12 protein-coding genes are annotated in these 13723 nt (G+C 39.3%); 7 read left to right on the forward strand and 5 right to left on the reverse strand.

Going from position 1 to position 13723, the window contains the following annotated elements; all coding sequences use genetic code 11:
- Positions 1-4: 4 nt before the first annotated feature.
- Positions 5-1255: a sodium:proton antiporter gene (locus V6260_RS00655; RefSeq protein WP_341592019.1), complete on the forward strand. Its 1251-nt coding sequence runs from the start codon at positions 5-7 to the stop codon at positions 1253-1255.
- A gap of 105 nt (positions 1256-1360) precedes the next feature.
- Here the strand turns inward: V6260_RS00655 and V6260_RS00660 are convergent, their stop codons facing one another.
- Positions 1361-1909 carry a hypothetical protein gene (locus V6260_RS00660; protein WP_341592020.1) on the reverse strand — a complete coding sequence of 183 codons (549 nt, stop codon included), beginning with the start codon at positions 1907-1909 and terminating at the stop codon, positions 1361-1363.
- Positions 1910-2288: 379 nt separating this feature from the next.
- Here V6260_RS00660 and V6260_RS00665 point away from each other — a divergent pair, with 379 nt between their 5' ends.
- From V6260_RS00665 to V6260_RS00680, 4 genes are all read left to right on the forward strand, one after another.
- Positions 2289-2696: a hypothetical protein gene (locus V6260_RS00665; RefSeq protein ID WP_341592021.1), complete on the forward strand. Its 408-nt coding sequence runs from the start codon at positions 2289-2291 to the stop codon at positions 2694-2696.
- A gap of 350 nt (positions 2697-3046) precedes the next feature.
- Complete coding sequence (locus V6260_RS00670) at positions 3047-3457, forward strand: hypothetical protein (protein ID WP_341592022.1); 411 nt, start codon at positions 3047-3049, stop codon at positions 3455-3457.
- A 403-nt stretch (positions 3458-3860) separates the two neighbouring features.
- On the forward strand, positions 3861-4127 hold the full coding sequence (locus V6260_RS00675) for a YrhK family protein (protein WP_033038340.1): 267 nt from the start codon (positions 3861-3863) through the stop codon (positions 4125-4127).
- A 77-nt stretch (positions 4128-4204) separates the two neighbouring features.
- Positions 4205-4720, forward strand: a complete 516-nt coding sequence (locus V6260_RS00680; RefSeq protein ID WP_341592023.1) for a M23 family metallopeptidase — start codon at positions 4205-4207, stop codon at positions 4718-4720.
- Positions 4721-4830: 110 nt separating this feature from the next.
- Here the strand turns inward: V6260_RS00680 and V6260_RS00685 are convergent, their stop codons facing one another.
- Positions 4831-5778 (reverse strand): sodium-dependent bicarbonate transport family permease, encoded by a 948-nt coding sequence (locus tag V6260_RS00685; RefSeq protein WP_341592024.1) that lies wholly within the window; start codon positions 5776-5778, stop codon positions 4831-4833.
- A 149-nt stretch (positions 5779-5927) separates the two neighbouring features.
- On the opposite strand from V6260_RS00685, the gene V6260_RS00690 reads away from it, so the two are divergent.
- Positions 5928-6872 (forward strand): LysR family transcriptional regulator, encoded by a 945-nt coding sequence (locus tag V6260_RS00690; protein WP_341592025.1) that lies wholly within the window; start codon positions 5928-5930, stop codon positions 6870-6872.
- A 19-nt stretch (positions 6873-6891) separates the two neighbouring features.
- On the opposite strand, the gene V6260_RS00695 is transcribed toward V6260_RS00690, so the two are convergent.
- From V6260_RS00695 to V6260_RS00705, 3 genes are all read right to left on the reverse strand, one after another.
- Positions 6892-7893 carry a LacI family DNA-binding transcriptional regulator gene (locus V6260_RS00695; RefSeq protein ID WP_341592026.1) on the reverse strand — a complete coding sequence of 334 codons (1002 nt, stop codon included), beginning with the start codon at positions 7891-7893 and terminating at the stop codon, positions 6892-6894.
- Positions 7894-7969: 76 nt separating this feature from the next.
- A complete protein-coding gene (locus V6260_RS00700) occupies positions 7970-9496 on the reverse strand; it encodes an MFS transporter (RefSeq protein ID WP_341592027.1) in 1527 nt (508 codons plus the stop codon).
- 32 nt (positions 9497-9528) lie between these two features.
- Positions 9529-10857 carry a GH1 family beta-glucosidase gene (locus tag V6260_RS00705; protein WP_341592028.1) on the reverse strand — a complete coding sequence of 443 codons (1329 nt, stop codon included), beginning with the start codon at positions 10855-10857 and terminating at the stop codon, positions 9529-9531.
- 238 nt (positions 10858-11095) lie between these two features.
- On the opposite strand from V6260_RS00705, the gene V6260_RS00710 reads away from it, so the two are divergent.
- A complete protein-coding gene (locus V6260_RS00710; protein WP_341592029.1) occupies positions 11096-13675 on the forward strand; it encodes a glycoside hydrolase family 3 protein in 2580 nt (859 codons plus the stop codon).
- The last annotated feature ends 48 nt before the right edge of the window (positions 13676-13723 follow it).

Here is a 13723-nt window from a genome sequence, read left to right on the forward strand (position 1 = left end):
AACCATGGCACCAGGAACCAGCCTAAGCGTACTTGAAATAAGTGCGATATTTTTATCAATTACCGCGTTACTCACCTATGTAAACCATCGCTTTATTGGCTTGCCAACAACCATTGGCGTTATGGTTATTTCGATGCTTTTATCTATCGGCGCTATATTTTTGGGCTTTTTAGGGTTTGATGATCTTATAGATTACGAAGTAAGTTTGCTCGATCAGTTAGATTTTACTGAAGTTTTGCTCGATGGCATGCTCTCTATGCTGCTGTTTGCTGGGGCGCTGCATGTAAATGTTAGCGACTTAAGGCGCTATAAATTGCCAATAGGTATTTTGGCCTGTGTTGGTACGCTGCTATCTACGGTTATTATTGCAGGTGCGCTTTATTTTGTATTGCCGTTACTTGGTTTTGATTTGGGGTTTATTTGGTGCTTGTTATTTGGCGCGTTAATATCACCAACCGATCCTATTGCGGTAATGGGAATTTTACAATCTGCGGGTGCGCCCAAAAGTATTGAAACCGTGATTGCGGGTGAGTCGTTGTTTAACGATGGTATTGGCGTGGTTATTTTTGTGCTTTTATTGGGTGTTTTATCAAGTGGTGACATTCCTACAACTTATTATATAGCGCACACGCTGGCGGTTGAAGCCGGTGGTGGTATTGTTTTTGGTTTGGTATTAGGTGGTATTTTATATTACTTACTTAAAAGTATTGATAGTTACCAAGAAGAAGTACTCCTTACTTTAGCGGGCGTTATTGGTGGTTATGCACTTGCAAGCCATTGGCATTTGTCGGGCCCACTTGCAATGGTAATGATGGGGTTAATGGTGGGCAATCATGGTCGTAGTATGGCTATGAGCGACAAAACACGCCATTACGTTGATTTATTTTGGGAGCTGATTGACGAAATTTTAAATGCCATTTTATTTGTACTCATAGGGCTTGAAGTCGTCATGATTGCATTTTCGAGTAATTTGTTTATTGCTGGTGGCTTAACAATTTTAATCGCGTTACTCGCACGTTTAATCGTTGTGGGTATAACAACCACTACATTTAATAAGCAATTAGAGTTGCCATCTGGTGCATGGAAAGTTTTAACCTGGGGTGGCTTGCGCGGTGGTATTTCGGTTGCACTGGTATTGCAGTTACCTGATGGGAACGAGCGCGATATTTTGTTGGCTCTTACTTATGCGGTTGTGGTGTTTTCAATTTTAATTCAGGGTTTGAGTATTGGTAAAGTAGCCAAAACTATCCGTTAAATATAAATTGATTAGCTCAAACCTGCTAAATGTAATTTTTTAAAAAGCGTGTGAAATAGCTGTATTTCACACGCTTTTTATTTTTCTTATAAAACAAAAGGGCAATTAAAACGTAAAGCTGAGCTGCACACCGCTGTAAATATGTTCTTGTGCTTCCCAGTAGTCGCCATCTATTTGGCGTGCTCGGGTATATACTTCTATTTTAAATGGCTTAAAGTGATAACCCGCACCTATACCTGCGAAGCCGTCTATATCGTTGTTCGATTTTTCTATTTGGTAGGTGTTATCGCCTCTATCGTTTTTAAAGGCAAGTTCGAACAGATCTAAGCCAAGCTCGGCGTATATAAAAAAGTCATTAAAATAACCAAGCTTCATGCCATTGTCCAATGTTATAAATTTTTCTTGCTCGCCTTGTTTATTATCGATTACTGCCGCGCCAATTGCGCTTGTAAAAACAACACCAAAGTTACTGTAATTTTGTTTGACCATCATTTCTACACCCGCAGATGTAATGCTGCTATCGCCATTAAATTCTGATTTTATAAACATACCGGTGTTAGGCATGTCATTACCGAGCAAAAGCCTTGCGTTAGCATTTTGGCTAAATGATAAAAGCGTGCTTAATAAAACAAAAAGAGGAAGTGTGTGTTTCAAAAAAGTTAATCCATTAATGATGAAAAGTTACCAGAGCTGTAATTATAAATACATGACTTAGTATTGCATGTTATTAAATGTATAAATTTGTTTGATTGTTACTCAGCTATGCCAAAGTAAGATGTTTAAAATAAAACCAACTAAAAAAAGACATAAATAATTATATACATTTTAAAACGTAAAGTAGCGATTTTAGGCACGTAAAGTGGTAAGTAAGTTATTTAAATATATAGAAAAAGTTTAAACGTATTAGACTAAGGTCTATAGGTTAATTTTTCTCACTTATTAGGTTTGTTTTAATCGTTTGTCGGGGTTGTGGTAATTCTCTAAAGTTCAGTTGTCGGCAACAAGCACGGCTTAACTAATCAGGAATATGACCATGAAACTTACACTTATCAAAACTATCGCTCTTAGCTCACTATTAACATGTTCAGCTGCTGCAATGGCTGACCAAAGTGATTACAAATTAATGGTTATTAAAGCTGCAACAGCGCCACAGCCACTTGAGCAATCATTTAATAGCTGCGCACTGAATGTTAAGTCAAAAAATTACGCTGAGGCTGAAGCAATTTGTACTAAAGCAATCGCGCTTTTAAAAGACGCAGATGGCCCTAAATTTAAAGTACGCCAACTTACGTCATTCGCATTAAGCAACCGTGGTGTTGCACGTTTAAAAGCGCATAACGATACAGCTGCACTTGCTGATTTATACGAAGCATCAAAATTGTCTAACAGCTCAATGGTATCGCACAACTTAACTCGCGCTAAAGAAGAATTATCGTTATAAAAAACCTTTATAACGTGTTTTATAGAGTGCTTACTAAAGCATGATATAAAATAGCGAGAGTAAAAAAGCCGATGTTGGATTAAACCCCAACATCGGCTTTTTTGTGTTTATTAATTTTGTATTGTGTTATTAAAAAATAAAAAAACTGTATTCTGCTATTTACTGTTTAGTTGTTTTTATGGATTTTAACTAATTGTAATTAATAAGTATTTTTACAGGTGCTAGACTAAAGTCTATAAGTTAGATTTATTCACTTATTAGGTTTGTTTTTATCGTTTGTGGTAATTGAGCTAACACTCTAAAGTTTAGTTGTCGGCAACAAGTACGACTAACTTAATAGGAATATAATCATGAAATTTACACTTTTAAAAACCATCGCTCTTGGCTCATTATTAACTTGTTCAGCTGCGGCAATGGCTAAACAAGGTGATTATAAATTAATGGTTATTGAAGACTCTGCAACTGCAGCACCCGCATTTGAAAAATCATTTAATAGCTGTGCTTTAAATGTTGAATCAAGAAACTACGAAGAAGCAGAAGCTATTTGTACACAAGCAATTGCATTACTTAAGCAAAGCCATGGTCCGCGTTTAAAAGTACGTGAACTTACATCGTTTGCATTAAGTAACCGTGGTGTAGCGCGTATTAAGGCTCAAAAAGACACTGCTGGCATTTCTGATTTATATGAAGCGGTTCAGATTTCTAAAAACTCACTTGTAACGCATAACTTAACTCGCGCTAAAAAAGAGTTATCTCTTTAAGATTAACTTTATAGCTTGAATTAGCTGTAAAATTCACGAGTATCAAACCCCACGTTAGGTAAAGCTTAACGTGGGGTTTTTGTATTTGTATACTTTTAAAAAGCCAGTTAGTTACTTTATTAGTGTTTACGATAGGCTTTGTTGAATGTGCTAGCGGTGATAAGGCGGCCATTGTAGATTTAATTTTAGCAAAACCTGCTAACTTAAAGCTCAAATTCTAGTTATCTTGTTTACGAATATACCTTATAAATTTAATGAAAAAATACCTTTGATACTCAATGTTTTAGATGGACCCACTCTAATGCTGATATCTTTTATTGCGTAAATTTTGTTATTGTATGGTGCAGTTTAGCTTGTGAAAACAAGCTTTTTAAATTATGAAATAAAAGAGTGAGCAGTACTTATGGATTCTAGTAATCAGTTTATTTTAGATTTAGGACAAGAGCATATTACCATCCAGCGACGATATGAAGCGCTGGGAGCGTTTAACGATTTTTTGATTGCTGTTTGGTTTTTAATTGGCAGTTTTTTCTTTTTAAATGACTCACTAATAGAAAGTGGCACATGGCTGTTTATAGCGGGCAGTGCTCAATTACTTATCAAACCTGTTTTGAAGTTGATCAGCTTAGTACATGTTAGTCGGGTGTTTCATTCAAATAAAACAGCATAAATACGACTCATGATGAGTTCAGTTATTATGGCTAATAATTTACCTGTATAAGTTATTTAAATATCAAGGATAGAAAAGTGAAAGTACTTAAGTGGATTGCAATTGGAATAGCTACTTTATTAATTATAGGCTTACTAATTCCTGAAAAAATAATGATTCCGGTACAAGGTGCAACAAGTAAAGATTGGAACCATAATACGTTTTGGTACGAGCCTTGGGGTAGGTCGGGTGTGCACAAAGGAATTGATATTTTTGGCACAAAAAATACCCCCGTGGTTGCATCAACAAGCGGTGTTGTTATATTTGCAGGTGAGTTAAGCCGAGGTGGTAAAGCGGTTGCTGTACTTGGGCCTAAATGGCGAATACATTACTTTGCTCATTTAAATAACTATTCAGTAAATACCGGTGATATGGTTAGTATAAATAGCCAGATTGGTTTATTAGGTGATACAGGAAATGCGGCGGGAAAACAGCCTCATGTACATTATTCTATTTTATCGTTAGTGCCCATGCCGTGGCTTTTTACAACGCAAAACCAAGGGTGGAAAAAAATGTTTTTTTTAAGCCCACATAAAAAATTAACGATTAAGTGACCATTGTATTTACTATAAAATGGCCTTTTTAATTTAGCTGTTAATCCCGTATAAGATGGGCTTAACAGCTTCAAAGTAAAAATATTAATTGTTAATACTGATTTGTTCGTTTACTGCATTGCTAGTGCAAAGTGGTGATATAAACCTATACCAACAATCACATTAAACGGAAAAGTTACCCCGAGTGAGCTCAGCATAGCAAGACCAATATCGGCTTTAGGGATTGCCGCTTTTATTGCAGCGGGTGCGGCTATGTATGAGGCGCTGGCTACTAAGCTGCCCAATATAACAATCGAGCCTAATTCTAAATTTAAAAGTGTGCCTACTGCTGCGCCAATTGTGCCTAAAAATAGCGGGGTGACAATAGCAAATACCGCTAGCTTCCAATGTTTCCAGGGGATAGGGCGAAGAGTTTGCGCGGCTACTAAACCCATTTCTAGTAAAAATAAGGCAAGTACAACTTTAAAGCTACTGGTTAAAAGACTAGTTACCTGGCTGCCTTGCATCGTGCCGTACATCATACCTATTACGACACCACCGATGAGCAGAATTACGCTTTTGTTTGTGAGAGTTTCGTGCCAAAGGGCTTTTAACGATAGCTCATTGTTTTGGCCGTTTTCTTTATCAAACTTTCGGTAAAGCAATAAACCAACAATAATTGCAGGGAGTTCTAGCATCACTAAATACAAGGTTACTTCTGCACCTACTACCAACTTAGCCGACTCGGCATAGGCGAGCGCAACAGCAAATGTACCTGCACTCACTGAGCCATAATGTGCGGCAATACTGGCGCTATTAGCAACAGAGAGTTTAATCACGTATTTTAAAATAGGGTAAAGCATAAGGGGTATAAGTGCACCAAGGAGCATAACCGATCCCATTTCGGGCAGTAGTTGCCAGCTTAAGTTACCGTGCAGCACCATACCGCCTTTTAAGCCGATAGTTAACATGAGCAATAAGCTTAGTGTGTCGTAGGTGGCTTTTGGAATGGCCAAATCCGAGCGTAAAATACCCGCAACTAATCCTAAAATAAAAAACATAACAACAATATCTGGCACTGACTTTCCTTACTAGTTGATAAATTAAGTAGCGCTATTGTAGATAAAACTTTGTATAGTAAATAATAAAATAAATGCGAGTTATGTATAGGTATTTATCTATGAGTTACTTGTTAGCTAACTATTATTAGATATATTATGAGGTAGGTATGGATTTACGACATATATCGTTTAGGTTGCTTGAAGTATTTATGAGCGTAGTTAAAACGGGTTCAATAAGCGAAACAGCAAGGCGTTTACACCTAACACAGCCAACTGTATCGCTACAAGTAAAGCGACTGCAAGAAGCAGTAGGCGAGCGACTACTCCTTATACAACAGCAAAAGCTACACGTGACAGATGCGGGGCTTGAACTGTTTAAAACATGCCAACAGATATTTGGACATTTTGAAGACTACCAAGATTTTTTAACCGAGCTTAATGGTGGGTCGCGCGGGCGTTGTAAAATTGCCATGGTTAATACGGCGCAATATATTTTACCAAAACTGCTTGGACCTTATAGTAATTTACATCCTCATGTTGAACTTCCACTTGAAATTGGTAACAGGGCTGAGGTGCTCGAAAGATTTGAGCGAGGAGAGGACGATATTTATGTATTTAGCCACCCGCCGTCACTTGAGAGCGCACAAGCTGCGCGTTTTTTGCATAATCCGCTGGAATTTATAGTGCCGCTAAATCACCCGTTAGCTCACGTAAAAGCCGTTAAATTAACTGATTTAATGCAGTATCGCTTTTTATTACGAGAAAATGGTTCAGCAACGCGTATGTTATTTGAAAGTGAATTACAAAGCCGAGGCTTAGTGCTGAGCGATAGCGTGCAAATGGCGAGTAATGAAGCAATACGCGTTGCGGTTGCGTCGGGGATGGGGATTGCGGTTTTATCACGCCATGTACTAGCAAAAGACGATACAAGCTTTAAAATTTTAAACGTAACCGATACCCATTTAGCGAGTCAGTGGTATTTTGTAATGCGAACAGATAGGCACATATCGCATGCTGCACGTAACTTTTTAAAGTTTGCGCAGCAGCACGTAGAGCAGTATTTAGATACGCAGTGGGTGCGTAATGAGTTACATAACTTAGATTTAAACTAGACTTAAATTAGATTTAAAGTTAATTAATATCTGGTGTTGAGTCTCTTAAAATAAGTTTTGGCTGAAACACGCGCTTTACTATTATGCCGCTTTTTTTATAAATATCTTTAAGTACTAAGTTAGCCGCAGCTCGGCCCATTTCGGGAACTGGGTTATCTATTGTAGTCAGTGTTGGGTATAGGTAATTGGTAAAAATTACGTTATCGAACCCAATAATGGCTAAATCTTTTGGCAGGTTAAAACCGTGTTCGCGGGCGTATTTCATAGCACCCGATGCCATTTCGTCATTGGCGCATACAAGGGCGGTTATTTGCGCTTTATTTTGAATAAAATGCCTTAAGCCGTCGCTGCCGCCGGTTTCTTTAAAGTCGCCTATGTAAAATAGGTTTTCGTCAAAGGTTAGGTTGTATTCTGCTAATGCCTGTTTGTGACCTTTTAAACGGTTTGACGCATCTTCTTTAAACTGCGGGCCTGCTATGTACGCAATGTTTTTATGACCTTTGTTGATCATGGCTTTAGTGGCTAAGTAGCCGCCCATTACGTTATCGAGGCTAATGCAGTTTACTTCAATTTCTTTAACGTAGCGGCTCATTAAGTAAATAGGGGTTTTGCCTTTACTTAACTCAATTAGATACTCGTTTGATACCGCTTCTACGTGGGCAATAATAGCGTCGCAATTACGGCCTATTAAAAAATCAAAACCGCTTTTTTCTTTTTTTTCATCACTGTGCCCAGGGGTAATAATAACGTGTTTACCCGCAATACGAAGGTGCTCTTCAATGGCTGACATCATTTGACCAAAAAACGGACCATCCAACTCAGAAACTAAAATACCAACGCTGTTTGTAGTGCTAGACGCCAAAGAGCGTGCAATAGAACTTGGCTGATAGCCTAGCTCTTTCATTGCTTCTAATACCTTTTTTTTAGTTTTTTTGCTTACGTAGTCGTTGTCGTTAAGTACCCTTGAAACAGTTGATAAAGACACACCTGCCATTTCTGATACTTGATAAATTGTCGCCATTGATGTCCTAGCTTATATGTATTTTTACTCGCACTTTATAAAAAATATAAAGTGCGAATGTTCATTAAAAGTTAATTTACACATTACTGCGTCTAATTGCTAAATCTTCTGTTATTTTTTGTGTCATCGCTGAGGTAAGCGGATAAATAAGCATCAATGCGGCGCCTAAAAAAGCAAATGCGGCAGGTATCCAGCTCATAAGTAGCTGCATGCCAGGTAGGGCCTGCGTAATTGTTAGCTCATCCATACCGTTATAGCCGTAGCCTGCAAGTACCACCAATACTAATGCACCGGCAAAACCACCACCGGTTTTTTGCACAAATGTACCCGCAGAATAAATAAGACCTGTAGCGCGGCGTTTGTTTTTCCACTCTGAATAATCGGCTGAATCACCAAGCATACTAAAAAATAATGTTGGCATCATCGCGGCAAAAAATTCAGCGGCGCAACCAAAGGTAAATACAGCAATTAGGTTATCACTAGGTACCCAGTAAAATGCAGTAGTGAGTAAGCCGCTTAGCATTAATGAAGCAATAAATAGGTTTCGTTTACCCATAATTTCGGCCAGTTTACCTGTGGCAAGTGCGCCAAATATAGATACAACTAATAAGGCGATAAAGTATTGCCCAGCCATGAGTTCATTGGCTACGTGGTACTTAAAGTAGTACGCAATTACACCGTATTTTATGCCATTAAACATCATGGTTAAAAAACCAATGCCGAGTAATACCAACCAAGGTTTGTTGGTCAGAAGATCAACCATGTCGCGCTGTGATCCCGTTAAGCTATGCTTATCTTTATTGAGTAATTTTTTAATAACGAATGTCATTGCAGCCATAACAAGGGCAAAAAATACGCCACTGTATAAATCGCGGTAATAAAAAAACAGGGTAGTGGCAAGCAAAGGTAGGATTATAAATGGCAGGCTTTTGGTTAAATCAAACAATTCTGATTTTAAATTTCCTTCATTTGAGGCGTGCGGTGTTACACGCTCTTTGGTGGTAGCAAACGTTATAACCATTAAAATAATAAGTAAGCTGGCAAATAAGTACATAGTAAGCTGATAGCCTTTGGCGTTGTCGCCGCCACCAAAAAATGCCACTAGCTCAGGTAAAAAACCCATAACCAATAAGCCACCAGTAAACGCACCTGCAAACCTAAAACCAGAGAGCTTTGTGCGCTCTGTATCGTCTGGTGTCATAACGCCCATAAGTGCCGAGTAGGGCACGTTACTTACGGTGTAAGCAAGCGTTAAACCAATGTAGGTTACGTAGGCATAAATAAGTTTGTTGGTGGTGCTAAAGTCGGGTGTAGTAAAACACAACACCATAAACAAGCCCAAAAACGGTGCGGAGTAGAGTATCCACGGGCGAAATTTACCAAAGCGCGACTGCGTTCTGTCGGCAATCATACCCATAATAATATCGGTTACGCCATCAGATAGCCTTACCACCAAAAACAACATGGCAGCGGCGGCTGCCGATATGCCAAATGTATCGGTGTAAAACACCGCTAAATAAGCAAGCGCACCGCGCCATACTAAGTTAGCGCCGGCATCACCCATGGCATAACCGACTTTTTCGTATAAAGGGAGTTTGTTCACAGTGTGTGTTCTTATTGTTATAAGCCGATAAACTATCGGCTAGTTATTAGGTTACTGTACGCTTTACCGCTGGCTTTAACAGTTCGTTTTTGTGTGTTGTAGTCTACATGTACTATTCCAAAACGTTTTAAATATCCTTCTGCCCATTCAAAGTTATCCATTAAGCTCCACGCAAAGTAACCATCTACTTTTACGCCTTGCTCGGTTGCGTTATGTAGGGCATTTAAATGCTCGTGGTAATATTCAATACGGTCGTTATCTATCACTTCACCGTCTTTAAATTCGTCAGCCATGGCTGCGCCGTTTTCGGTAATATAAATAGGAGGTAAGGTGTATTTTTCGTTTAACGATACAAGTAATTCTGTAAGCGCTTTAGGATAAATTTCCCAGCCTATATCGGTCATTGGCGCTTTATGTGGCAGCTCATGGTAAAAGTCAGTTTCGCTTGCTTGATAATGCATGCGGGTATAAAAGTTAACCCCTAGGTAATCTAGCGGTTGAGCAATTATTTCCATATCGCCATCTAAAATATCTGGGCGGTGGGCTTTAGGTAATTGCGAAATTATATCTGGGTACTGACCTTGCATTACAGGCTGCATGTACCATTGGTTTATATAGTCATCAGCAAATGCAGTGGCTTTTAAATCGTCTTCACTTTGGGTAACGGAGTAACAAGGCGTAAAGTTAAGTACAATACCGTTTAGCGTATTTGGGCTATTTTTAGCAAGTACTTGCATAGCCAAACCGTGACCTAGTAATAAGTGGTGCGCGGCTTTACGACCAAATTCGCGACCTACTATGCCAGGCGCATGTACGCCTATTTCGTAACCTAAATAAGAGCTGCAAAACGGCTCGTTTAAGGTGGCGTAAGAGTGCACACGTTCCCCAAATGCTTTGGTAATTAAATCTGTGTAATGTGCAAACTCGTAAGCGGTGTTACGGTTTAGCCAGCCACCTTCGTCTTCAATATGTTGTGGTAAATCCCAGTGGTACAGCGTTACAAAAGCTTTAATGTTACGGCGTTTTAATTCATCTAAAATGTCGGTATAAAACTTAACGCCTGTTGGGTTTAAGTGACCGCTTTTAGTCATTACGCGCGGCCACGAGATAGAAAGTCTGTAAGCGTCTACACCTAATGATTCAATTAAGTTTATATCGTCTTTCCAGCGAGTGTAGTGCTCGCAGGCTACATCGCCATTTGAATTATCGACTATTTTGCCTTCTTTACTGCAAAAGGTATCCCAAATACATGGCAAGCGGTCAGCTGCGCCGCCTTCAATTTGAAATGAGGCCGTAGCTACACCATAAGTAAAATTTTTGGCTAAAAGTGGTGAGCCACTAGGTAAAGATAATTGTTTCATTAAGAGAAAACCTCTGCTTCATTTTGGTAAAGTTTGCTTTGTATAGAGCGTATTTTAAATTCATTGTTGGAAGCGCTTCCATATTTAATTTGATTAATCACTAAGTATGGTATTTAATAACTTTAAGGAAGCGCTTCCATATTTAGGTTAGTGGCTATTGTTAAACAGGTCAATAGTTAAATTTAAATAACAAATAAGCGCTCACAAAATCACACTGACACAACACAGGGCTATAAAAATGAAAAAAAGCTTAAACACTAACAGGTTACACATACTCCCCATTTTAATAGGAGGATTATGCGTTTTAAGTGGCTGTAACAAACAAGAGATTAATGCAAATAATAGCCAAAGCGCCGTAGTCAAAAAGGCTGAGCACGAGCAAGGTGATTTATCACTTTGGCCAACGCTTAAAAGTAAGGTAGTTAAAGCGCCTGAAATTGAAAATACGATTGCACAGTATTTAAAGTCGATGACGCTTGAGCAAAAAGTAGCGCAAATGATTCAACCTGAAATTCGCGATATTAGTGTTGAAGATATGCGAAAATATGGTTTTGGTTCGTATTTAAATGGCGGTGGCTCGTTCCCGAATGCTAATAAGCATGCAACCCCTGCAGATTGGATAACACTTGCTGAGAGCATGTATAAAGCATCGATTGATGACTCAATTGATGGCAGTAAAATCCCTACTATGTGGGGCACTGATGCCGTACATGGACATAATAACGTTATTGGTGCGACGTTATTTCCGCATAATATTGGTTTGGGCGCTGCTAATAACCCTGCGCTTATAGAGCAAATTGCAGCGGCAACAGCGGTAGAAGTAATGGCTACAGGTATTGATTGGGTGTTTGCACCAACTGTTGCGGTTGTGCGCGATGACCGATGGGGCAGAACGTACGAAGGTTACTCAGAAGACCCTGCAATTGTACGTGAATATTCAGCCGCAATTGTAAACGGATTACAAGGCAGAGCCGAAGAGGACTTTTTAAGTGATAAACGCGTAATTAGTACCGTCAAGCACTTTTTAGGCGATGGCGGAACCGTAGATGGTGACGATCAAGGCGATAACATTGATAGCGAAGAGGTGTTATATAACATTCATGCGCAAGGTTATATAGGTGGCTTAACCGCAGGTAGTCAGTCGGTTATGGCATCGTTTAATAGCTGGAATGGTAAAAAAAATCACGGCAACAAATACTTACTTACCGATGTATTAAAAACAAAAATGGGTTTTGATGGCTTTGTTGTAGGAGATTGGAACGGACACGGACAAGTTGCAGGCTGTACAAATGAAAGTTGCCCGCAGGCTGTTAATGCGGGGCTTGATATTTTTATGGTACCAACGGGTGCTTGGAAACCACTTTATGAAAATACAATTAAACAAGTAAAAGCGGGCACAATAACAATGGCGCGAATAGATGACGCCGTAGCACGTATTTTACGCGTTAAATTACGTGCGGGTTTATTTGATAAACCAAGCCCCGCAAATCGAAAATATTCAGGTAAATTAGAGCTAATAGGTGCGCCAGCACATCGCGATATTGCCCGCCAAGCGGTACAAGAGTCGTTAGTACTGCTTAAAAACAACAACCATTTATTACCGCTTAACCCATTAAGCAACATACTTATAGCGGGCGATGCCGCCGACAACATAGGCAAGCAATCGGGCGGTTGGAGTATTACTTGGCAAGGAACTAATAATCAAAATGCAGACTTTCCTGGAGCAACGTCTATTTATGCGGGGCTAAAAACGCAAATAGAGGCTGCTGGCGGTAACGCTATTTTAAGCCCAACGGGTGAATTTACTAGCAAACCCGATGTAGCCATTGTTGTATTTGGTGAAGAACCATACGCAGAGGGGCATGGCGATAAAGACAACCTTGAGTTTGAACGTAATAATAAACGCTCTCTTAAAATATTAAAAACATTAAAGCAGCAAAATATACCCGTTGTTTCTGTGTTTATATCGGGCAGACCAATGTGGGTTAACAGCGAGCTAAACGCGTCAGATGCATTTGTAGCAGCATGGCTTCCTGGCACTGAAGGACAAGGCATTGCTGATGTATTACTAGCGGATGAAAATGGGCAGGTACAGTACGACTTTAAAGGTAAATTGTCGTTCTCGTGGCCTAAATCGCCACTTCAGACTGCAGTAAATAAGGGCGATGCTGATTACTCACCATTATTACCCTATGGCTTTGGCTTAACGTATGAAGATGAAAGTACGCTTGGCAATAATCTAAATGAAGACTCAGGTGTTGATATTAGTAACCTTGCGCCGTTATCTATATTTAATGGCAGCTTTAAAACACCGTGGCGTTTGTTTTTAAATTCAAACAGCGAGCAGCACCAAGTAGCAAGTAACAGTGTAAAGCTTGGCGGCATTACTTATCGCACTGAAGACAAAGCGATTCAAGAAGATGCGATGCAATTTAATTTTGATGGGACTGCAGCCAGCTATATCGAAATTAATAGTAACTTTACCGAAGACAAAGTGGCCTACATTGAAGCAAATTCAGCCCTTAGCTTTAGCTATAAAGTAAACGAAGTACCTAGCTCACAAACATACCTTGCAATGAAGTGCGAACAAGGCTGTGGTGGCGAGCTTGATATTACCAGTGATTTTGAAAATGCTGATTTAAATACATGGCAAACCATGAGTATAGATTTAGCGTGTTTTGCTAAAAAGGGCGTTGATTTTGCCCGAGTAACCAGCCCTTTTATTATTAAAACGGCGGGAAAGCTTAACGTTTCAGTTGCAGATATTAGCTTTAAACCACAAGGCGCTAAAAGCGCCGTGGTTAAGTGTGAAGAATAAAACGTAAAAGTTGTTGTGTGTACCAAAAACCCTTAGTAATAAGGGTTT

The organism is Pseudoalteromonas aliena (genome assembly GCF_038155085.1).
Classification (GTDB): domain Bacteria; phylum Pseudomonadota; class Gammaproteobacteria; order Enterobacterales; family Alteromonadaceae; genus Pseudoalteromonas; species Pseudoalteromonas aliena_A.